Source organism: Actinomycetota bacterium (genome assembly GCA_018830725.1).
GTDB lineage: Bacteria > Actinomycetota > Humimicrobiia > JAHJRV01 > JAHJRV01 > JAHJRV01.
Window position 1 is genome coordinate 1 of record JAHJRV010000038.1, and the last position, 22,785, is coordinate 22,785.

A 22,785-nucleotide genomic window follows, 5' to 3' on the forward strand; every position below is an offset into this window, starting at 1 on the left:
ACCAGATATAGATATACCTACTCTGATTTTTGTTTTTTCAATATCAAATTCCTCTATATTACCTGAAAGTGTGCTTGAAAATACTAATTCTGAAGTAAGAGTTTCTTTACATAAATAATCCTTATACTCCTCAATTATTTTTCTCTCTTTTTCTGAGCAATCGATTATAGTTTTTATGGTATTTTCTATTCTAAATCCAGCCCCTTTTCTCTGGTTTTGAATTAATCTCACTAGTTCTCTTATAAAACCTTCATCAAGAAGTTTTTTTGACAATACTGTATTTAAAGTAAGAGCTATTTCACCTTCCTTTTCAGTTATATGTTTTGGTGGTGCAACTATCTCTATTAATATTTCTTCCGGTAATAGCTCTTCCTCTTGTTCTTCCAACTTAATTTTAACTTTCTCGTTTGCTAACACAGTATTTGCAATTTCTTGATGATTCATTCTTTCCAAGATATTTTTTATTACAGAAACCTTAGAGCCATATTTTGGACCCAGAAGTTCAAGATTTGGTTTTACCTTATAGTTCAATATCTGTTTAAGATCTGGGGTTAATTCAAAACTTTTTACATTAAGTTCATCTTTTATTACAGCCTTATAATCTATCAATTTTTCTGTTTGTTCTGTTTTAAATACTTTAATATATGACAATGGTTGCCTAACTTTTATTGATGCCTTATTTCTTGCTGACCTACCCAAACTAACTACCTTTCTTACCAGATTCATCTGTTCCATTAAATCTTTATCAATTAATTCTTTTTTAGAAATTGGAAAATCTGTTAGATGTACACTTTCTGGTGAATCTTTAGAAATAGAAAAAACAAGATTTTGATAAATCTCCTCACTTATAAAGGGCATATACGGTGCTAACAGTTTTGCAATTGTTACCAGACATTCATAAAGAGTCAAATATGCAGAAATCTTATCTTTATCTTCCTCAGATTTCCAGAATCTCCTTCTTGATCTTCTAATATACCAGTTTGATAATTTATTAACGAATTGTTCAATTTCTTTTCCACCCCTTGTAGCATCATAGTTATTCAGACTTTCATCAACAGTAGATATTGTTTGATTTAGTTCTGATAAAATCCATTTATCCAGAACAGACCTTTCCTCAAATTTTAGGGAATATTTTTCTGGATTAAATTTATCAATATTTGCATATACTACAAAAAAACTATAACTGTTCCATAATGTAAGAATAAACCTCTTTATGATTTCATTTATTATATCCACATCAAAATTCTTATTTACCCAAGGGGAGCTAGAGGTAAAGAGATACCATCTAAGTGCATCAGCACCCTGGTTATTTAAAACTGACCAGGGATCTACTGTATTCCCTCTGGACTTACTCATTCTTCTTCCATATTTATCATTTATTAGACCTAAGCAGACAACATTTTTATAACTTGACTTCTCAAATAAAATAGTTGATATAGCCATCATAGTATAAAACCAACCTCTAGTTTGATCTAGGGCTTCACAAATAAAATCTGCTGGAAAATTATCATGAAATTTTTCATAATTTTCAAAAGGATAATGAAGTTGAGCATATGGCATTGAGCCAGAATCAAACCAACAATCAATTACTTCTTTAACTCTACTCATTTCAGCTTTACACTCTGGACAAATAAGATTTATTTCATCAATATATGGTCTATGTAAATCTAGTTTATCTGGAAAATGTTTAGCTAACTTCTTAAGTTCATCCATGCTTCCAATGCAAATTCTATGACCAGAATTATCTTCCCAAATAGGAAGTGGTGTACCCCAATATCTCTCTCTTGAAAGTGACCAATCAATATTATTTTCTAACCAATTACCAAATCTTCCATATTTGATGTGATCAGGATACCAGTTTATCTCAGAATTTGATTTTAATAACTTATCTTTTATTGTTGATGTAGCGATAAACCAGGATTTCCTTGCAAAATATAAAAGTGGAGTATCACATCTCCAGCAATGAGGATATGAATGTAAAATTTTTTCCTCTTTAAATAGGATTTTTCGTTGTATAAGATTTTTTATAATTTCAGGATCAGCTTTTTTAACAAATAGACCTGCAAAATCAACAGCTTTTTTCTTTATTTTACCTGATTCATTAACTAATTGAATAATAGGAAGACCTTTTTCTCTTGCTAAATTCATATCATCTACACCAAAAGCAGGAGCTATATGAACAATTCCAGTTCCTTCCTTAAGAGAAACAAAATCTGCACCTACTACAAGATAACAATCATTTTTTATGTTTGTGTAATTAAAAAGAGGTTCGTATCGCTTACCTGTAAGATCTTTTCCTTTAAAAGTTCTTAATATTTGATAAGGTTGTTCAATTACATCTTCTAAAAGAGTTTTAGCCAATATAAGTTTTTCATTATTCTTGCTTATTTCAACATAATCTTCATCCAAGTTCACAGCTAATGCTACATTTGATAGAAGGGTCCACGGTGTTGTAGTCCAAACCAAGAAGTTAGAATCCTCATCTTTAAGTTTAAACTTTACATAAACTGAAGGGTCCTCAACTTCTTTATAACCCTGAGCTACTTCATGACTTGAAAGAGGGGTTCCACATCTAGGACAGTAAGTTACAACTTTGTATCCTTCATATAAAAGATCCTTATCATATATTTGTTTTAAAATCCACCATACAGTTTCAATATAGTTATTTGTAAAAGTATAGTATGCATCAGACATGTCTAACCAGAAACCAATTCTATCAGTCAATTTAACCCAGTCTTCTACATACTCAAATACAGATTGTTTACATAACTCACTAAAACGCTTAATTCCAATTTCTTCAATTTCTTTTTTACTATCCACCCCTAATTTTTTTTCAATTTCAAGCTCTACAGGTAGACCATGTGTATCCCATCCACCTTTCCTTGGAACATAATATCCTTTCATTGTTTGATATCGGGAAAATATGTCCTTAAATGATCTCGCAAGTACGTGATGAACTCCTGGTTTAGCATTTGCTGTTGGAGGTCCCTCATAGAATATGAACTTTTTACTTCCCTCTCTATTTTTTAGACTCTTTTGAAAGATTTTATTATTCTTCCAGAACTCTAAAATATTGTTTTCAAGTTTTACTAAATCAACTTTACTTTTAACTGGTTTAAACATTTTTACTCCAAGAAATCATTAGTAATTGCTAATAAAACAGTGTATAAATATATAAGTAAATACAGAATATTTATATAATTATACATAAAATATAATTTATAATCGGATTTTTTTCCTTTATTTCCTTTTAGTATAAGCATTTCATAAATAAAAACCTCCCATTAAAATTTAAGAGAGGTTTTATCTGAAATCTTTTTATATAAATTTAAATTACTTTATTTGAATATTTTTACATATCTCCTATTATAATAATCTTATTATATTTTTAAAGAAATTATATAAAGTCAGATTAAAATCAAAATAGCAAATTAAACAATCTTACTATTTAATTAAACTATATTTTCCTCATCAAAAAATTTATCAGCTATTTCACTATTAGCAAAAGATTCTGTTTTTTTCTCCTTATGCTTTTCTTCTACCCCACTTTCAGCTTCAGATTCTATCTCATCCATTTTTTCAGACTCATCTTCTGCTTTTAAAGCCTCATTAGAATCTTCAATTCTTGCCTTTTCTTCAACACTCTTTTCACTTAAATCCTCTTCTACAGCCGTAGGTCTTTCATATATCTTTTCAGTTTTTAAAACTGATGATAATCTATTATAAATTTCTGTTAAACTATTATTCAATTTATCCTGTATTTTCTTAATTCCCTGGATATCTTCTAACATTTCTCTAATTTCATCTTGAGATTTAAGCACAAGCTCCTCAGATTTTTTTTCCGAGTCTATTTTTATGTTTTCTGATTCAAGTTTAGCAGCTTTAATGATTTCCTCTGCGGATTTTTGTGCAGAAATTAATGTATTCTCCATTATTTTTCTAATTTCACTCGGTTCTCCCCCTGTCGGTTCTCCCCCTGTCTCCCTTTTTAGTTCTACTTCATTAAGTCTTCTCTTTAAATCGTTATTCTCTTTATGAAGCGTTTCTAATTCTCCAGCTATGGCATCTAAAAAGGTGTCTACTTCTTCTGGATTATATCCCCTCAAAGATATGTGAAACTGCTTTTCCTGGATATCTATTGGTGTTATTCTCATCTATATCTCCTTTCATAATATTGCTTTAATATTTTATCAAATTTTTTTATTTTTTACTTCATTAATTGCTTACTTAGTTCCTCAGCTCTATTTGTTGCTGCTTTTATTGCTTTTAATATGTGATATCTAATTGCTCCTTTTTCAAATTGCTCTAATGCTGCAATAGTTGTTCCACCAGGAGATGTAACCATTCTTCTTAATTCAGTTGGAGATTTACCAGACTCCTTCAACATCTTGACTGAACCCTCCATAGTCTGAACTGCAAGTTTTTTTGCAATATCTTTATTAAGTCCAACTGATATCCCTGCATCTACTAAAGATTCTATAAAATAGAAAAAATATGCAGGTCCACAACCATTAATAGCAGCAGCAGCATTCTGCAACTTCTCAGGTAATATATCAACATCCCCGACACAAGAAAGTAATTCCCTTGCAAAATTTAGGTGTTTATCATTCGCATATTTTCCTTTACTTAATACAGATATTGCTGATTGAAAAAGTGCAGGAGTATTTGGCATAACTCTTATTACAGGAACTTCTTCTTTCATATATGATTCAATGAAATATGTGGGAATACCAACAGCAATTGAAATTACCATTTGATAAGATCTTAAAAGTTCTCCTACTTCCTCTAAAACTGTGGCAATATTCTGTGGTTTTACTGAAAAAAATATCATATCAGAAACTTTAACAGCTTCTTTATTATCCATTGTAGTTTTCACATTGTACTTCTCCTCTAAATATTTGAGCCTTTGCTTCCTGATATCACTTAGAATAATATTCTCCACTGGGAAAAATTTCGATGAGATAATCCCCGCAAGAAGAGCTTCACACATATTTCCAGCTCCAATAAAACAGAGTTTATTAAAATCATCCATATTTTATCCTCCAAAGATGTTAATAATGATCAAAAATAGATTAAAATTGATTAAAGAGTCCTTTTTCTTCCAATCTTATCCTCTCTTCTGCTGATACCTCAATATTATAAGGTGATAAAAGAAAAACTCTATCTGCAACTCTTTGAATTCCACCATCAAGACCGTATGTAAGACCACTTGCAAAATCTATAACTCTTTTCGCCAGATTTTGATCAACTCCCTGCAGATTGATAATCACCGGAATATTTGCTTTAAACTTTTCACCCATAACTTGTGAGTCACTAAAACTATGTGGTTCAATAATATATACTTTAGATTGAATAAATTCTTTTGACTTATTTATTCTTCTAACATCTTCTCTCTTATTCTCTCCTGAGTACTTAACTACCGGTTTTGTAAAACGGCCTATTGAAGATCTTTCTTCTTCCTCTTCTTCAAGAAATTCCTCTTCTTCTTCAGCCAAACCTAAAAAAATCAATACCTTTTTAAAAAATCCTGGCAAAAAAATCACCTCACTTATTTAAAAATTGCAGAACCTATTCTTACCATAGTTGACCCTTCTTCTATAGCTATCTCAAAATCATTACTCATTCCCATTGATAAATGTGAAAGAGAAAGATCTGGATACTTCTTATTTATCTTATTTTTAAGTTCTCTTAATGTTTTAAAAATCCTTCTACAAATTGACATATCATCTGTAAAAGGAGCTAAGGTCATAAGACCAACTATTTTTACATTTTTATAATTTGATATTTCTTTTACAAAATCAATTAATAGATTGGGTTTAATTCCATACTTTGTCTCTTCACCAGATATATTTACTTCTACTAATATTTTTTGAATTTTATCTATATTTTTTGCTCTTTTATCAATCTCTTTTACTGTTGATATAGAATCAATTGAATGTATATATTCTACAATTGGAATGACTAATTTCACTTTCCTGCTCTGAAGATGTCCAATAAAGTGCCATGTAACTAAATCTCCTATATTATTATATAGATCAATTAATTTTTTTGCTCTATTTTCACCAACATGTTTTATACCATTTTCAATTGCTACCTTTAATTCATCAGATTTAACATACTTCGATGCTGCAATTAACAGTATGTCTGAAGTTAAACGATCACTTCTTTTTGCTACTTCTTCTATTTTTTTATAAACATTACTAATCTTTTGTTTTATATAAATCTTCTTATTCATAAATTTTTTTATTTCAGATGAGATTACACAACTTTTTCTGAGTAAGTTCCTTTTGTCATTGCGAGCAATTTTTATTATGTCATTACGAGGAATCTCGCTCTTCGCAATGATACAGTATCAAAATAAAGAATCTGAGCAAAATCATAGACTCTATATCTACTAAATAAATATTAGATACCTTTATAACTATTGACTCTGCTCAGAATCCAAATTTAAAATTTTTTGATTTTAAATTATTATTAAAAATGTAATTTGAATTACAAATTAAGATTTTTGTTAAATTATTGGTTTTTCTTCCTCAAAAAAGATGGTATATCTAAATAATCTTCTTTTGTTTCTTCCTCTTCTTCGATTTCTTCACCAGCTTCTTCTGTCTCCTCCAGAACCTTTTCTTCAAAGGATACTTCTTCTTTTGGTGCTACTCTACTGGCAATTAATTCCTCATCAAATCCTGTTGCAATGACTGTTACTTTTAATGAATCCTTCCTATTTTCATCTAAAACAGCACCAAAAATTATATCTGCGTCCCTTTTTGTGGAATTTCTAATAATTTCAGCTGCTTGATTGACTTCAAAAAGTTTTAGGTCTGGTCCTCCTGTTATATTAAGAAGTATTCCACTCGCTCCTTCAATTGAATATTCAAGTAAAGGACTTGAAATAGAATTTTTAGCTGCTTCAATGCTTCTATTTTCACCTGAAGCTTCGCCACTTCCAAATAAAGCTGTTCCTGCATTACTAATTATTGATTTTACATCAGCAAAATCCAGGTTAATTAAGCCTGGCATTATTATCAAGTCTGTAATCCCCTGAATCCCATCCTTTAAAACAGTGTCTGCCATTCTAAATGAGTCTATTAAAGATGTGTCTTCATTTGATACTTCTAAGAGCTTATCATTTGGGATTACAATTAGACAATCAACATTCTCTCTAAGTTCAGAAATACCTTTATCTGCCTGAAGTGATCTTCTTAGTCCTTCAAAAGTGAAAGGTCTGGTTACAACTCCAACTGTTAATATACCTAATTCTTTGGCAATGTCTGCCACAATGGGAGCAGCTCCTGTTCCTGTACCTCCACCTTTTCCTGCTGTAATAAATACCATATCTGCTCCTTTTAAAACTTCAGCAATTGCATCTCTACTTTCTAATGCAGCTTGTCTACCAACTTCAGGGTCTGAGCCTGCTCCAAGACCTGTTTCACCTATTATAAGTTTATTATCTGCTTCTGCTAAAATTAGGGATTGCGCATCTGTGTTAATTGATATGAATTCTACCCCCTGTACTCCATCTTGAACCATTCTGCTTACTGCATTAATTCCACCACCACCCACTCCAACAACCTTTATAACTGCAACATAACTATTTCGAGGATCAATCACTTTTATTACCTCCTATTATTTTCATTTTAACATTTCAGAAAACCATTTTCTTACTTTATTTATTAGTCCTTTTATTAGATTTTTTCTTTCTTTTTTAAAACCCTCAACCTTTGGTTTATAGTTCATACCATACAACAGTAAACCTATACATGTAGAATATATTGGATTTTCTAAATTGTCAATATTTGATACAAAATTTTTTGGAATTCCTATTCTAACTGGTGCTAAAAAATAAGATTTTGCTATTTCATCAATTCCATAAATATGAGAAGAACCACCACTTAAAACCAGACCTCGAGGAATTAAATTTAATAGATTTTCTTTTTCAAATCTGTCATATATAATTTCAAAAATTTCTAATAAGCGGGGTTCAACAATATAGCAGAGTTTTGTAGCTGTGACTATTTTTTCGCTTCCTTTCTCTAAAAAGAAATAAGCACCTGGGTCTGTTAATTTTTCCATAGCAATAGCATAGCTACATTTTATTCTTTCTGCATTTTTATAAGAAGTCTTTAAACCAATTCTTATATCATTTGTTATTGTCTCTCCACCAACTGGAACTATAAAACTGTATAAAATACTCCCATCGACAAAAACTGCTACATCTGTAGTTCCAGCTCCAATATCAATTAGAGCCACTCCTTCATTCTTTTCCTCTTCGCTTAATATAGACAATGATGAAGCCACTGATTCAAGTACTATATCCTCAACTTCAATACTAGCTAAATTTAAAGCTTTTATTAAATTTCTTATAGAAGTTAATACTCCAAGTACAATATGCACTTCTGCTTCTAATTTTGTACCAAACATTCCGATTGGATTATTTATACCTTTTTGTCCATCTACTATGTAATACCTAATTAGTGAATGAATTAGTTTATATTGTGGTGGAATCTCAACTTTTAATGCTGTTTTTAGTGCTCTTTTCTTATCTAATGATGTTATCTCGAACTTAGGACCAGTTATAACTGTTTCTCCTTTATTATTAAATGATCTAATATGACCACCAGTTATTCCTATAACTGCGGATTCTATTTCAAATCCACTTTCCTTTTCAGCTTTCTCTACTGAATCGATTATGAAACCTGCAATTTCTTGCGTATTGACAACTATTCCCTTTCTCATGCCCTTTGATGGAGTGAAACCCATTCCCAAAATTTCAACTTGTCCTGATGTCGCCTTTCCAACCATAGTACATATTTTAGATGTTCCTATATCTATCGCAACAACTATCTCCTCATCTTTTGCCAATTAATTCACCCCTATATAATCCATTCTCTTAATAAATTGAACTTAAATAATTTTAATTAAATAAAAATTTATGGAGTTGTGACTGGCTTTGTCCAAACTCTTACATCAATTATTTTTAACTGACTATTTTTATCTTTTGATTTTTCTGACTCAACATTTTCATTTTCCTCTTTGGTGCTTTCCTGTTGTTCTGCTATACTTTCATGCAATTTATAAATTTCTAAAACAGTTTCTTCCTTTTTAGCCAGGTTTTCAGAGTTTCCAAATATTATTTCTATATTATCATTTGTAAATGCTGAAATATTTAAGCCATCACTTATAGAATAGTAAGATATCATCTTTTTCATATCTTCACTTAGATTATTAAAAATAACTATTACTTCAATTAAACCATCAATGTCAAGTTTATCTCCAATGTTTATTTCCTCAAATTCTAAATTTTTAATAATGGGAAGACTTTTCTCTGTATATTTATCTTTTTTGTCCAAGACATAACAATCTCTATTAATAAAAAAATATAGATCCTCATTTTTAATAACAGCCTCTGAAACCCTTTCTGTAATTTCAATGTCTATCATCCTTGAAAGATTTTTTTTAATTTTTACATCATCTATCCAGGAAAGTTTAAGTATCTTTTCTTTGACTCTATCTAAATCTATGCTGAATATATTAGAATTCTTATCTAATTCAAAAGTTTCAATGATCACTTCATCTGGATAATGAGTACATCCAGTAATTTTAATATCCTTAATGTTAAAAAATGGTGATGTCTCTAAAAATTTCTGAAGAGAAATGATTGATAAGAAAATTAAAGTAATATATAAAACTGCTCTTATAAATTTAAAAAAGTGACGTATTTTACTTATTTTCCTTCTCTTTTTTAAATATATAGAATTTCTAACCATCTAATTAAAACCAATTAATTTTATTTCTGTTTCTAAAATAATTTTGAATTTTTTATAAATGAGCTCTTTTGCCAACTCTACAAGGTCATATATATCCTTTGCTTTTGCATTATTAAAGTTCTCTATAAAATTAATATGTTTGGGAGAAAATCTAGCTCCATTTATAACTTTCCCTTTTAAGTAAATAGATTCTAATAGTTTTGCAACTGACATTCCCTCGGGATTCTTAAAAACACTCCCAGCAGTTTTTGATTCAATTGGTTGATATTTTCTTCTCCATTTTATATTTTTCTTCATTGTTTTTTCAATTTCCTTTCTTGAGCTTTGCTTAAACTTTAAATCTGCTTCCAATATCACTCCATTAATAGGAAATTTACAATACCTATAACCATAATCAAGTTGATTTGATGAAAAATTGTGAATTTTCCCATTATAGTCACAGACCTTCACATTTTTTATAAGATCACATATCTCTGAACCGAATGCTCCTGAATTCCCATTGATTGAACCTCCCAATGTACCTGGAATACCCCAGGCAAATTCCAATCCACTCAGCTCAATTTCTAGTGCTTTTTTTATGATACTTGATAAAGAAACAGGGGAACCAGCTGTAATTAAATTCCCTGAAATCTTTAACTTATTGAGCTCACCAGATAACTTAATTACAACACCTCTATAACCTTCATCTGAAAAGAGTACATTAGTTCCATTACCCAAAATAAAGATATTATATTTTGGATAACATACATCAAAAATCTTTCTTAATTGCTCCAGATTTTTAACAATACAGAAGTAATCAGCATTTCCACCAACTTTATACGATGTATGCTTGCTTAGAGGTTCATCAGTTATCAAAATCAAATTTTTTATGGATTTAAGATTTTCTAATATATTAGTGTTATTAAATTGTAAATATTTTATATTCATAGTTTTTCTAGTGAATTATTATCATAACTTTTCTAATAAATCATATGCTATTGTATTTATATCTCCAGCACCCATTACTACTACAATGTCATTGGATTCAACATTTTTAAGAAGGTAATAAGTTAAATCCTTTTTTTGTGGTAAATAGACAACCTGTTTTCTATTATTTTTCTTTAGTATTGAGTTCACAATTAATTTTGAAGTAACTCCAGGTATAGGATTCTCACCAGCTGGAAAAATTTCTGTAATTAAACACAAATCAGCATATTCAAAACAGTTGCCAAACTTTTCATACAGTAAATCAGTACGCGTGTATCTATGAGGCTGAAAAACGCTTATTATCTTATTATGTTTTTTTGCATTAGCTGCTTTCAAGGTAGCTGAAATCTCAGTTGGATGATGCGCATAGTCATCTACTATTGTTACACCTCGAGGGTTTCCCAATACATCAAATCTTCTCTGTGCTCCGACAAATTGACTGAGTGTAAAGGAGATTCTATCTGAAGAAATACCTAAATATTTACCAACTGAAATTGTAGCTAATGCATTATAAATATTATGTTCACCAGGAATTTTTAACTGAACTCGGAATTGTTCGTCTCTTAATTGAACTAAAAATTCACTTTTTAGCTCATCTATTTTAATATCTTTAGCTCTTACATCATTTCTTTCATCCAATCCATATGTAATATATCTGCTATTAATTTTATTCATCATATTTATTAAACATGGATCATCACCATTAATTACTGCTAATCCAGTGGGGGTAACTCCGTTAACAAACTTATTAAAAGCTTTCTCTATCTCTTTCTTGTTTTTATAATAATCTAAGTGGTCATCTTCAACATTTGTAACAACTGCAATCTCAGGTGTGATTTGAATAAATGTTCCATCACTCTCATCAGCTTCAACAACAAAATATTCACCCTCACCAAATTTCGCATTACTTCCGATATCATTCAATTCACCACCAACGAGAATTGTAGGTTTAAAATTTTCCCATTCCAGCAGAAGAGCTATCATGGATGTTGTTGTAGTTTTACCATGTGTTCCAGAAATAGCAATAGCTTTCCCATGTGATAATATCCATTCCAGCATTTTAGCTCTACTCCATATATCAATTTTTAACTCATTTGCTGCCTTTACTTCGCAATTATCTTCTGGAATTGCAGTTGATATTACCAAGATATCTTTACCAATCACATTCTTACTCAAATGACCAATTTTAACATCTATACCAAACCTCTTTAATCTCTCTGTGTTATAAGATTTCTTTATATCTGAACCCGATACCTCATAACCCATTTCATAAAGAACTCTCGCCATTCCACTCAATCCTGCACCACCAATTCCAACAAAGTGTACTTTTTTAAATCTGTCACTATTTCTAAATCTATTATTTATTCTCAATCTACCCCCTCTCCCTTTCCCTCTCCCACCAGGGGAGAGGATAATTAGTCAAGAAACTATGCCCAAAGTTTTCAAAGCTTATTTAATTTATTTTTTTTAATGAGATATTTAATTTTTATTAGAGCTTTGTGGTATGGTTTCGAAGACATTTAGTCGAGAAACTATACCCAAAGCTTTCAAAGATTACTTAATTTATTTATTTTTCTGCTAATTTGATTAAACCTCTTGACATTTTCTCAACTGCCTTTGGTTGATGTAATGTTTTTGCAAGATCTCCTATTTCACACAATCTTTTTTCATCCTTGATTAGCGTATAAATAATGTCTGATAAATCTGTTGCACTTAATTTATTTTCTGGTATAACTATTGCTGCATCTATATCTTTTAAAATTTTTGCATTTATTATTTGATGATCATCAATTGCATATGGAAATGGTATTAATATAGAAGGAATACCCAGACAGATGATCTCGGATATGGTATTTGCTCCCGCCCGACAAATAACTAAATCTGATGCTGCGTAAGCAAAATGCATATCATGAACATACGGTAAAAATTTATAATTTTTAACCTCTTCATTCTTAAAAGTTCTCAAAAACCTTTTTTTAAACCCTTCGTAATTTTTTATCCCAGTGATGTGTAAAAATTGAATGTCTTTTATTTTGTCAAGATATAAGATAACATCCAACATAAATCTATTTATTGCAAGTGACCCTTGACTTCCACCAGAAATTAGAACGGTTTTTTTATTTGGATCTAAACCAAAATATTCTCGAGCCCATTCTTTTGAGGGAATATTATATAAATCCTCTCTAACTATATTTCCAACAAAATTATACTTTTTATCAGATGTCTCTTCTAATGTTTTTTTGTGACTAACAAAAATCATATCAACCCATTTTTTTAAAAATCTATTTGCTCTACCCATTATCACATTAGGCTCAAATAAAGCAGTCTTTTTCCTTAAAATTGATCCAGCAAGAACTGTTGGAGCACAAGCATATCCACCCATCCCCAAAATGACATCAGGTTTATATTTCAATATTAAAAAGATTGACTGAAAAAAACCAATTGATAAAAGTAATAAGCTATAAAATCTATCAAAAAGATTATTATTTCTGAATCCTCTTGATTTTATTATTTCAAATTGAAAATCTGTCTTTGCAATTAACTTTCTCTCTAACTTCCTCTCTGTACCTACCCATACAATTTTAATGTTATCTTTAATATTTCTAATTTTTTTTGCTAATGCTATTGCAGGATAAATATGACCACCCGTACCCCCACCGCTAATCATTATCTTCATAATCTAACTCACTCTTTTCTCCCTTTGCAATATTTAATAATATTCCAATTGATACTAAAGATGTAATTAATGACGAACCTCCAGTACTTATAAGTGGAAGAGGTACACCAGTTACAGGTAGCAATCCACTTACAACACCTATATTTATTAATGCCTGTCCAACTATATATATTGTAATTCCAACTGCTAATAATTTGCCAAGTTGATTTTTAGTACGAAGACATAAAGACATTCCAGCAATAGCAAATACTAAATATAAAACAACCACAAAAAGAGAGCCTATTAAACCTAGCTCTTCGCCTATTATTGCAAATATAAAATCAGTATGAGGATTAGGTAAATAAGCCAATTTTTGTATACTCTTACCAAGGCCTTTACCAAAAATACCTCCAGATCCCAAAGCTATAAGAGCTTGTTTTAATTGATAATTATCACTATTTGTATCAGTATCTTCACCTGAATATTCAGATAAAAAACTGGTAATTCTTTCCATTCTGTATTCTGCCTTTGTAATATACAAACCAACAATTAAAAGCCAGATTATCAAAATCAATAGCAAGTGTCGAAATTTAACTTTACCAGTGAAAAGGATGACAAAAAGAGATAACCATATTATTACTGCTGTACCCAAATCAGGTTGTAAAAAAATTAAATACGTAATTATAGCTGAAATTAAAAGTAGTGGAATTACTAAGTGTATAAATCTATTAATGGACTTCTTCTTCCTAACCAAAATGTCCGAAGCAAAAATAATTAAACTTATTTTTGCAAATTCTGAGGGTTGTAGGGAAAAAATTCCCAGATCTATCCAACTTCGAGAACCCCCTGCACTGATACCTATTTCCGGAATTAATACCAATATCAGCAATATTACATTTACAAATATCAAAAGATATGATAGATAACGATATTTATTAAATGGGATATTCATTACAAAAGCTAAAACCACTATTCCAGCCATGGCATGAAGAAGATGCTTTTTCAAAAGATAAAATGAATCATCAAAATATCTTCTTGAATACTCCGTAGAAGAACTGGATATCATAATTATCCCAATTGTAAATAGAAGAATAGTTGATATTAATATGGTGAAATATTCTTTCGAAAATTTAATTCTTTCCATAAAAGTGCATCCCTTACTTACTTATTAACTTATCTTAAGAACTTCTCTCTTGAATACTTCTCCTCTTTCTTTGTAATCTCTAAACATGTCAAAACTTGCACATGCTGGGGATAATAAAATAATATCCTTCTCATTACATTGCTTAAAAGCTATTTTTACAGCATCTTTCATATCTTTAGCAAAAAACAATTTATTTTCCCTATCTTTACTCAAAGTTGAGGATATTATATCCGATGTCTCCCCTATGAGTATTAATGTCTTTACATTTACATCAATTTCCTTTCCCAACTCAGAAAAGTCCATTTTTTTATCCCTTCCACCTGCTATTAAAATTACTGGTTTTTTAAAAGATCTTAAGGCTGCTATAGTTGATTGTGGATTTGTTGCTTTAGAATCATTATAAATAAATACTCCCTTTATCCTTCCAACATACTCCATCCTATGTGGAAGTCCTTTATAATCTTTAAGAACATCCACAATAACATCTATATCTATATCATCTAAAATTGAAACTGCTATTGCTGAAAGTACACTTGTTAAATGGTGATGTGGAAATGGAAGTTCTGATATTTTACATATTATTTTCCTATCAGATATATTAGAAACTATTGTATTATCTTCTATTCCTATTCCATTTTTAGGAACTCCCTTATTACTAAAAAATATTGGTTGAGACATTAAATTCTTTTCATGTGATTTTATTAAAGGGTCATCATAATTTAAAATTGCAAAATCTTTTTCTGTTTGGTTTGAAAAAATTCTTAATTTTAATTTAGTATATTTATTTAGATTATAATGTCTATCCAGGTGGTTCGAAGAAATGTTTAAAAGAACTCCTATATACGGTTTAAATTGCTCAATCCACTCTAATTGAAAACTGCTTATTTCAGCAATTACTCTTCCATTTTTTGAAATTTTATCCACTATATCAATTAAAGGATTTCCAATATTTCCTGCAACTAAACTTTCCTTTTTAGCAGACCTATATATATCACCCATCAGAGAAACAGCTAATGTTTTTCCATTAGTACCAGTTACCCCTATTATTGGAGCAGATATAAATTTTGAAGCTAACTCAACTTCACTCCATACATTAATACCTTTTTTATTGGCAATTTTTAACAAAGGTAAATCTGCGGGAACTCCTGGACTTACTATAATTAACTCAACCTCATCCAGTAACCAATTTTTATGATGTCCACCCACAAAATCTATTCCTAAACAGTTTAGCATTCTAACTACGCTTGTTAGCTCATCCTTATCTTTTATATCGTTTGTAAGAACCTTTGCTCCAATCTTATTCAAGAATAGTGTAGTACTTATCCCACTTCTTCCTAAACCTATTATAAGAACCTTTTTACCAACTAATTCTTTTATAATATCTTTCATAACAGAGAATAAAAATTTAAATGAAATTAGTCTATAAATTTAATATAAAAGAGTAAGTATCCTATAAGAGCAAAAATCAATGATATTAACCAAAATCTAATAATAATCTTTATTTCTGGCCAACCTAATAATTCAAAATGGTGATGTATCGGAGCCATCAGAAAAACTCTTTTTTTCGTAAATTTGAAATATAAAACCTGGATTATTACTGAAACTGTTTCTATTACAAATAATCCTCCAATTATAATTAAGTAGAACTCAACCTTTAAAAGTATTGCAAGTGTTGCAATTATAGCACCCAGACTTAATGAGCCTGTATCTCCTAAAAAAATGTCTGCTGGTGCTGCATTCCACCAGAGCAGTCCAATTGATGCTGCCATTATTGCTGCTGATAAGACAGCCAAATCTAATCCATATTGATATGTATTAGTGTTCCAAAGAACATATGCTATTAATGTGAAAACTGCTAAAACAGCAGCTGTTGTTCCCGCTACTAATCCATCTAATCCATCTGTTAAATTTACAGCATTAGTTGCAGATAAAATCATTATAGGAATCAAAATATAATATCCAAATCCCAGTTCTATTGAGCGATTAATTAGCGGAATTTCCAATTTAGTATCAACACTACAAAATACTATTAAAAGGAATATAAAAAAAATAGAAATAAGTAACTGAAAAAGAAGTTTATATCTTGCAGTTAATCCTAATGATCTATCCTTTTTAATTGATAGGTAATCATCAGCAAGTCCAACTAATCCACACAATATAAAAACAATTAGAGCTAAAATGCCTTCAAAAGATATTGGTTCTTCTGGATGTTTTAAATAATGAGCAAAAATAGCAACTAAATAACCGATTGTTGCAGTAATTAATATAATGAACCCACCCATTGTAGGAGTTCCAGTTTTTACCATATGAGTTTGAGGACCATCAACTCTGATTTTCTGCCCTATTTTTCTTGACCTTTGAAATTTTACCCAAAAAGGTGCAGCGATTATTGATAAAATTCCAGCTATTGTAGCAGCAACAATTATATAACTCAATTAAACCTTCCTATAACTTTAAAATTTTATATTCTTTATTTTTCATTTTATTTATTTTTTGTTTTTTAAATAGAAACTAATTTTATAATTATCAATCATAAATATAATAGACTTCAATTATGAACAGTTAGAAAATCTGCGATTTCATCAAAAGCCATTGCTCTCGAAGCCTTAACCAAAACTATATCTTTAGGTTTTATTAAGTTTAAAATATTTTCTTTTATCTCATCATTCGAAGAGAATTGATGAACTTGATCTTTAGACATACCATTTGATAAGGCAGTTTGTGAAATTATTTTTGCATTTTCTCCTCTTGTTAGTAATAAATCAACATTTTGTCTAACAATAAATTTTCCAATATTCATATGAGAAATCTCGCTAAATTTTCCCAACTCTAACATATCACCTAAAATTGCAACAGATCTTCTTTTTCTTTTCTGTTTTAAATATGAAAGTATTTTAATCGCTGCCTTCATTGATGTTGGATTGGCATTATAAGAATCATTAATTAACAAAATATTCTTCTTACCCTCCTCTATCTGCATTCTCATTTTAAATGGTTTAACAGATTCTAATCCCTTCTTAATTTGATTAAGATCCATTTCATAACTTATACCCACTGCTGCTGCAGCTAAAGAATTTAAAACATACTGATCCCCAGTTATTGGAAGACTTATATCTACTTCCCTATCCTTAAAACATAGTTTAAATCTTGGTTTAGCCATTTCATCTAATGTAATATCTTTGGCTGAAACTTGACTATCATTACTTAACCCATAATTAACTACTTCTGAATTGCTGATTGATGAGAATAATGTATACCATTTATCATCCCGACAAAGGATAGTAACACCATCTTTTGGAATTGCTTTAATCAATTCACTTTTTGCTTTAACAATGTTTTCAACTGACCCCAAAAGTTCAATGTGCGTATTATTAATCAAAGTCATTACTCCTATTTTTGGTTTGCAAATTTTAGCTAAACGAGCAATTTGATTTAATCCCCTCATTGCTAATTCTAATATTAAAATCTTAATGTCGTCATTATATGAAAGAATGGTAAGCGGTACTCCAATTTCATTATTATAATTTTCAGGAGCACATCCCACTTTAAATTTTTGTTTTAACACTGATCTGATTATTTCCTTGGTAACAGTTTTTCCAATACTACCAGTTATTGCAACAACTTCATACCTGCTTATTTTTCTTACATATTTAGCCATCTCTTCCAATGCTTCTTGAGTATTCTCAACGAGTATAATTATCTTATTTAAATATATTTCTCTTTTGAAATTAAGCCTATTTTCATCCATTGATGTTAAAAAGCCAATAGCTCCTTTTGATAGAGCTTCATTAATAAATTGATGACCATCGCATTTTTCACCCAAAAGTGGTATAAAAAAATCTCCTTTATTTAGAGTTCTACTATCGATAGAAATACTCTTTATAATAGACTTGGGATTCCCAGAAATAATCTTTCCTTTTATTACTTTTGTTAGTTCTTTTAAACTTAATTCCATTCTGATTTCATCTCCCTTAACATTTCTCTGGAAATCTCTCTATCATCAAATTCAATAGAGTAATTTGAAAACTGTTGATAATTTTCATGTCCTTTACCTAAAATGAGAACAGTATCCCCCATATTTGCCTTTTTTAATGCAATCTCTATAGCCTTTTTACGATCTAATTCAATTAAATAAGAATGTTTAGCTTTTGTTTTTAATATACCTTTTTTAATTTCAGATGAAATCACTTCTTCTTTTTCTGAGCGTGGATTGTCTGAAGTAATAATTACAAAATCACTTAATCTTCCTGATATCTCTCCCATTATTGGTCTTTTTGCCTTATCCCTATCTCCACCACATCCAAAAAGTGAAATTATTTTCCCTTTGGAAAGCTTCCTGACAGTCTTTATTATACTCTTTATACCAGCAGGAGTATGGGCATAGTCCACAATTACAGAAAACGGTTGACCTTCATCTATTTTTTCGAATCTTCCAGGTATATTTTTTATGAGTTCAATTCCCTTTTTAATGTCTTTGACATCTATTCTCATGCTGACAGCTGTAGAGATAGCAGCTAAAATGTTGTATACATTAAACTCACCAACTAATTCTGTATTAATCCTAAAACTACCTACAGGAGCTACTACTGAAAATTTAGTTCCATTTAGCGAGAAGGCAATGTCTTTCGCATAAATATCACCTTTCTTCTTTACAGAGTATTTTATCTGCTTACATCTTGTTAATTTTGATATCTCAAATCCCCATTTATCATCATAGTTTATAATTGCAAATTTAGCACTTATATTATTTTCACCTGTAAATAGTTTCTTCTTTGCTTCAAAATAGTTTCTTATATCACGATGATAATCCAAGTGTTCATGACTTAGATTGGTAAAAACAACTCCATAAAAGTTAAAAAAATCAACTCTGTGTAGGTCTAAAGCATGTGAAGAAACTTCCATAACACAATTTTTTACACCCTTATTTATCATCTTTCTTAAAATAATGCATAAATCAGAGGATTCTGGTGTAGTTCTTTCTCCAACAATCCTGTCTTCTCCAATCCTATATTCAATTGTTCCTATTAGACCAGTTTTGCTGCCAGATTGATTCAGAATTGATTCAATTAAAAATGTCGTTGTTGTCTTTCCATTTGTACCTGTAACTCCTATCAATTTAATATCTGATGATGGATTTTTATAAAATATATTTGTAAATTGTGCTAAAGCAACTCTTGAATTTTTCACAAGAATTTGGGGGTGTTTCTTAATATCTTCCTGCCATTTTTCTACTACAAAGGCTTTTGCCCCCCTCTTTAAAGCTTCATTGATATATAGATGACCATCAGTTTTTATCCCTTTTATAGATACAAACAGGTTACCTTTTAAGACTTTTCTGGAATCATATGAAATTCCACTTATTAAGATATCTAAATTACCACTGGTTTTAATATTTTTTATTTCTTTTATCAGTTCTTTTAATAACATTCTTTTAAATCAATTTTAAAATTCAAAAGTAAAATTCTTGATACCAGGACCTCTTCAAAATGATATTTAAAAATATTTTATCATTTTAACCCATTTAGACTAAAAAACAAAAATAATGGCTTCAAGATTTACTTAAAATTTTAGCACAAAATTTATTGTTCAATATCGGTAGTTAAAGGGGGAATTCGAAGATATTCCAGGGTAAAACTCATTACATCTTTAAATATAGGTGCTGCAACAGTACTACCCCACACATGTCCATTTGCAGTAGAGGGCTCATCTATCATAACAATACAAGCTAAAGCTGGATCATCCCCTGGAGCAAATCCCATAAAGGAGGTTATACTTATATCACTATGATATCCTCTTCCACCCTCTATAGGCTTTTGAGCAGTACCTGTTTTTCCACCAACTTTATAACCTTCAATTTTAGCATTCTTCCCGGTTCCCTCCTCCACGACTCTTATCAACATAGATTTTATAGCCTCAGCAGTTTCAGAAGAAATTACTCTTTTTTCAGCAATCTCTGGTTTTGGAAAATAATCTATATCTCCATTCTTTCCACAGATTCTTTTAACTATATAAGGGTTTGGTGCAACTCCATCATTTAAAATAGTACATAAGGCTCGAAGTAGTTGAATTGGAGTTACTGATATTCCCTGACCAAAACTTATTGTAGCTTTACTTGAACCTGACCATTGACTATAGTGATTAAATACTCCAATTTCCTCTCCGGGTAAGTCAATTCCTGTAGATTGTCCAAATCCGAACTTAGAAAGATAATTATAATAAACTTCATCACTCATTTGCTGTGCTAAAATCACAGCTCCAACATTTGCAGAATTAATTAAGATATCAGCAACTGAATAGTCTTTTGCTACATGTCTAAAAGGTTCACTTATTACTCTTCCTCCAACTTTTATTGTAGGTGGGAGATGAAAAACCATTTCTTTTGATATATGACCAGAGTCTATAGCAGATGAAGCTGTTACAAATTTCAAAATTGAACCTGGTTCAAAATTATAAGATATTGCAAGATTTTTTAAACTATCGGAATTTGACAGATTGAACCCGTTTAAATCAAAATCGGGATAATTAGCCATAGCTAAAATCTCCCCAGTTTTTGGTTGCATTATTATTATAGTTCCTCTCTTAGCTCCAGCTTCTTGAATACCTTTTTTCAATCTGGACTCAGTGTAAAATTGAATGTTTTCATCAATTGTTAAATGTACATCATAGCCATCTTCAGGGTCTGATTTTAGTGTATATGTTCCAGGAACGATCCTTCCGAGACCATCTTGTTTCGCAATCATCTTTCCATCAACTCCATGAAGCTGCTTTTCATATTCCAACTCAACTCCTGCAAGACCTTTATTATCTAATCCCACAAAACCGATTAAATGACAAGCCTGAGAATCCTTTGGATAAAATCTTTTATCTTCCCTGGCACTATAGATCCCATCTAAATTTAATTCCATAACTCTGTTTGCTAACTCAGGGCTGATTTTACGAGTAATATATTCAAACCCACTATTGGGTCTTGAAAGTTTCTCTTTCAAACTTTCTACATCCATATTTAATATTTCACTTAGTTTGATGGCGTAGTTCAATGGATCTTTCACAAAATAAGGATTAGCGAATAATGTAACCTGATGTAAGCTGAGAGCTAACTCCTTTCTATTTTTATCGTAGATCTTACCACGTTGAGCAAATAGATTATAATTTCTATCGTGTTGATTAGTTGCAAAATCAACATATTCTTGAGCCTCTAAAACTTGTAGGTTAATCAAACGGTAAGATAAAATTAGAAAGAATAAGATGATGACTAGAAAAATACATATAGGTCTAAATTCATCCTTAGCCCTTCTGATGATTCCCATTTTATACCCGTTCCTTAAAGATTAAGGGAATAGAAGAGTTAGAATTGTTTTATATACATCTTCTTTAAATTCAGAATTAAAAAAGCTTTCATACCCTGAAGATCCTACTTGTGTATCTTGGTCCTCATCTAATGATTTTGGCTGTTCAACTAATTGGTATGTATCAATATTTATATAATTTATTTCATCAGGGTTAGACATACCTAAATTAATTACTGCTTCTTCATAAATTCTCTGAGGTGATTGTAATTGAGCTATTCTAAAATTTAATCTTTCCTTAATTTCACCTTGATAATTGATTTCCTCTCTTATCTCATTAATTATCAATTGATCTTGAGCAACCTGGAAATTGAGCAAAATAATTGAGAAAGATAATAGTCCTATCAAAATAATTGAAGTAACAAAGAATGTTAAGGATATCATACTTCTTCCTGTCTTTACTCTCTCCTGTTCAACTAGGTAAGACTTAGTTTTCCTTTTTGACCTTTTTCTTAATAAAATTTCAGCTCTTGTATCAATCACCGTATCTCCTTAAATATTTTTAAATCAAAGGGGTTGGACCTTTTCAATTGCTCTGAGTTTAGCACTTGATGCCCTTGGATTTTTCATCACCTCTTTACTTGTTGGCATCAAGGCACCCTTAGAAATTAATTTTGCCTTATCTTTCCTGCCACAAGTACAGACAGGATACCACTCAGGGCAAATGCAGCCATCGATCAGTTTTAGAAAAATATTTTTAACCAGCCTATCTTCCAATGAATGATAAGAAAGAACTACAATTCTTCCACCAACCTCAAGTAACTTGAATATATCCTCAAGTCCTTGCTTAAGAGAATTTAGCTCATCATTTACTTCTATCCTTATTGCCTGAAAGATCCTCTTTGATGGATGACCTCTTCTTTTTGCTTTACCACTAACTGCATTATTAATAATCTCTGTTAATTC

Annotated in this window: 19 protein-coding genes; all 19 read right to left on the reverse strand. The window is 30.4% G+C overall.

Going from position 1 to position 22,785, the window contains the following annotated elements; genetic code table 11:
- Nucleotides 1-3,123: isoleucine--tRNA ligase (gene ileS / locus KKC53_01965; GenBank protein ID MBU2597937.1), on the reverse strand; the 3,123-nt coding region annotated here is incomplete at its 3' end.
- A gap of 329 nt (nucleotides 3,124-3,452) precedes the next feature.
- Nucleotides 3,453-4,154 (reverse strand): DivIVA domain-containing protein, encoded by a 702-nt coding sequence (locus KKC53_01970; protein ID MBU2597938.1) that lies wholly within the window; start codon nucleotides 4,152-4,154, stop codon nucleotides 3,453-3,455.
- Nucleotides 4,155-4,207: 53 nt separating this feature from the next.
- A complete protein-coding gene (gene proC, locus KKC53_01975) occupies nucleotides 4,208-5,032 on the reverse strand; it encodes a pyrroline-5-carboxylate reductase (GenBank protein ID MBU2597939.1) in 825 nt (274 codons plus the stop codon).
- 40 nt (nucleotides 5,033-5,072) lie between these two features.
- Nucleotides 5,073-5,300: a cell division protein SepF gene (locus KKC53_01980; protein MBU2597940.1), complete on the reverse strand. Its 228-nt coding sequence runs from the start codon at nucleotides 5,298-5,300 to the stop codon at nucleotides 5,073-5,075.
- A gap of 248 nt (nucleotides 5,301-5,548) precedes the next feature.
- Nucleotides 5,549-6,235, reverse strand: a complete 687-nt coding sequence (locus KKC53_01985; protein MBU2597941.1) for a YggS family pyridoxal phosphate-dependent enzyme — start codon at nucleotides 6,233-6,235, stop codon at nucleotides 5,549-5,551.
- Between the two features lie 281 nt (nucleotides 6,236-6,516).
- Nucleotides 6,517-7,611 carry a cell division protein FtsZ gene (gene ftsZ, locus KKC53_01990; protein ID MBU2597942.1) on the reverse strand — a complete coding sequence of 365 codons (1,095 nt, stop codon included), beginning with the start codon at nucleotides 7,609-7,611 and terminating at the stop codon, nucleotides 6,517-6,519.
- A 21-nt stretch (nucleotides 7,612-7,632) separates the two neighbouring features.
- Complete coding sequence (gene ftsA / locus KKC53_01995) at nucleotides 7,633-8,862, reverse strand: cell division protein FtsA (GenBank protein MBU2597943.1); 1,230 nt, start codon at nucleotides 8,860-8,862, stop codon at nucleotides 7,633-7,635.
- A gap of 68 nt (nucleotides 8,863-8,930) precedes the next feature.
- Nucleotides 8,931-9,767 (reverse strand): FtsQ-type POTRA domain-containing protein, encoded by an 837-nt coding sequence (locus KKC53_02000; protein ID MBU2597944.1) that lies wholly within the window; start codon nucleotides 9,765-9,767, stop codon nucleotides 8,931-8,933.
- Nucleotides 9,768-10,694 (reverse strand): UDP-N-acetylmuramate dehydrogenase, encoded by a 927-nt coding sequence (gene murB / locus KKC53_02005; GenBank protein MBU2597945.1) that lies wholly within the window; start codon nucleotides 10,692-10,694, stop codon nucleotides 9,768-9,770.
- Nucleotides 10,695-10,715: 21 nt separating this feature from the next.
- On the reverse strand, nucleotides 10,716-12,104 hold the full coding sequence (locus KKC53_02010) for a UDP-N-acetylmuramate--L-alanine ligase (GenBank protein ID MBU2597946.1): 1,389 nt from the start codon (nucleotides 12,102-12,104) through the stop codon (nucleotides 10,716-10,718).
- 196 nt (nucleotides 12,105-12,300) lie between these two features.
- On the reverse strand, nucleotides 12,301-13,410 hold the full coding sequence (gene murG, locus KKC53_02015; protein ID MBU2597947.1) for an undecaprenyldiphospho-muramoylpentapeptide beta-N-acetylglucosaminyltransferase: 1,110 nt from the start codon (nucleotides 13,408-13,410) through the stop codon (nucleotides 12,301-12,303).
- Nucleotides 13,394-14,533: a putative lipid II flippase FtsW gene (ftsW, locus tag KKC53_02020; GenBank protein ID MBU2597948.1), complete on the reverse strand. Its 1,140-nt coding sequence runs from the start codon at nucleotides 14,531-14,533 to the stop codon at nucleotides 13,394-13,396. The genes murG and ftsW overlap by 17 nt, the downstream gene beginning before the upstream one ends.
- Nucleotides 14,534-14,557: 24 nt before the next feature.
- Nucleotides 14,558-15,922: a UDP-N-acetylmuramoyl-L-alanine--D-glutamate ligase gene (gene murD / locus KKC53_02025; protein ID MBU2597949.1), complete on the reverse strand. Its 1,365-nt coding sequence runs from the start codon at nucleotides 15,920-15,922 to the stop codon at nucleotides 14,558-14,560.
- Nucleotides 15,923-15,948: 26 nt separating this feature from the next.
- Nucleotides 15,949-16,968 carry a phospho-N-acetylmuramoyl-pentapeptide-transferase gene (gene mraY, locus KKC53_02030; GenBank protein ID MBU2597950.1) on the reverse strand — a complete coding sequence of 340 codons (1,020 nt, stop codon included), beginning with the start codon at nucleotides 16,966-16,968 and terminating at the stop codon, nucleotides 15,949-15,951.
- A gap of 113 nt (nucleotides 16,969-17,081) precedes the next feature.
- The gene (locus KKC53_02035; GenBank protein MBU2597951.1) at nucleotides 17,082-18,488 is read right to left on the reverse strand and encodes a UDP-N-acetylmuramoyl-tripeptide--D-alanyl-D-alanine ligase; all 1,407 of its coding nucleotides are present in this window, start codon (nucleotides 18,486-18,488) and stop codon (nucleotides 17,082-17,084) included.
- A complete protein-coding gene (locus KKC53_02040) occupies nucleotides 18,479-19,960 on the reverse strand; it encodes a UDP-N-acetylmuramoyl-L-alanyl-D-glutamate--2,6-diaminopimelate ligase (GenBank protein ID MBU2597952.1) in 1,482 nt (493 codons plus the stop codon). The genes KKC53_02035 and KKC53_02040 overlap by 10 nt, the downstream gene beginning before the upstream one ends.
- 152 nt (nucleotides 19,961-20,112) lie before the next feature.
- Nucleotides 20,113-21,840, reverse strand: coding sequence for a penicillin-binding protein 2 (locus KKC53_02045; GenBank protein MBU2597953.1), 1,728 nt, complete (start codon nucleotides 21,838-21,840; stop codon nucleotides 20,113-20,115).
- Between the two features lie 21 nt (nucleotides 21,841-21,861).
- On the reverse strand, nucleotides 21,862-22,362 hold the full coding sequence (locus KKC53_02050; protein MBU2597954.1) for a hypothetical protein: 501 nt from the start codon (nucleotides 22,360-22,362) through the stop codon (nucleotides 21,862-21,864).
- A 24-nt stretch (nucleotides 22,363-22,386) separates the two neighbouring features.
- Nucleotides 22,387-22,785 (reverse strand): 16S rRNA (cytosine(1402)-N(4))-methyltransferase (mraW, locus tag KKC53_02055; GenBank protein MBU2597955.1); only part of this gene is annotated, 399 nt, incomplete at its 5' end.

What these genes read in the sequence shown, in the direction of transcription:
- KKC53_01970 (MBU2597938.1), bottom strand. Translation starts at nt 4,154, where the DNA reads ATGAGAATAACACCAATAGATATCCAGGAAAAGCAGTTTCACATATCT.
- proC (MBU2597939.1), bottom strand. Translation starts at nt 5,032, where the DNA reads ATGGATGATTTTAATAAACTCTGTTTTATTGGAGCTGGAAATATGTGT.
- KKC53_01980 (MBU2597940.1), bottom strand. Translation starts at nt 5,300, where the DNA reads ATGGGTGAAAAGTTTAAAGCAAATATTCCGGTGATTATCAATCTGCAG.
- KKC53_01985 (MBU2597941.1), bottom strand. Translation starts at nt 6,235, where the DNA reads ATGAATAAGAAGATTTATATAAAACAAAAGATTAGTAATGTTTATAAA.
- KKC53_02000 (MBU2597944.1), bottom strand. Translation starts at nt 9,767, where the DNA reads ATGGTTAGAAATTCTATATATTTAAAAAAGAGAAGGAAAATAAGTAAA.
- murB (MBU2597945.1), bottom strand. Translation starts at nt 10,694, where the DNA reads ATGAATATAAAATATTTACAATTTAATAACACTAATATATTAGAAAAT.
- murG (MBU2597947.1), bottom strand. Translation starts at nt 13,410, where the DNA reads ATGAAGATAATGATTAGCGGTGGGGGTACGGGTGGTCATATTTATCCT.
- ftsW (MBU2597948.1), bottom strand. Translation starts at nt 14,533, where the DNA reads ATGGAAAGAATTAAATTTTCGAAAGAATATTTCACCATATTAATATCA.
- murD (MBU2597949.1), bottom strand. Translation starts at nt 15,922, where the DNA reads ATGAAAGATATTATAAAAGAATTAGTTGGTAAAAAGGTTCTTATAATA.
- KKC53_02035 (MBU2597951.1), bottom strand. Translation starts at nt 18,488, where the DNA reads ATGGAATTAAGTTTAAAAGAACTAACAAAAGTAATAAAAGGAAAGATT.
- KKC53_02040 (MBU2597952.1), bottom strand. Translation starts at nt 19,960, where the DNA reads ATGTTATTAAAAGAACTGATAAAAGAAATAAAAAATATTAAAACCAGT.
- KKC53_02045 (MBU2597953.1), bottom strand. Translation starts at nt 21,840, where the DNA reads ATGGGAATCATCAGAAGGGCTAAGGATGAATTTAGACCTATATGTATT.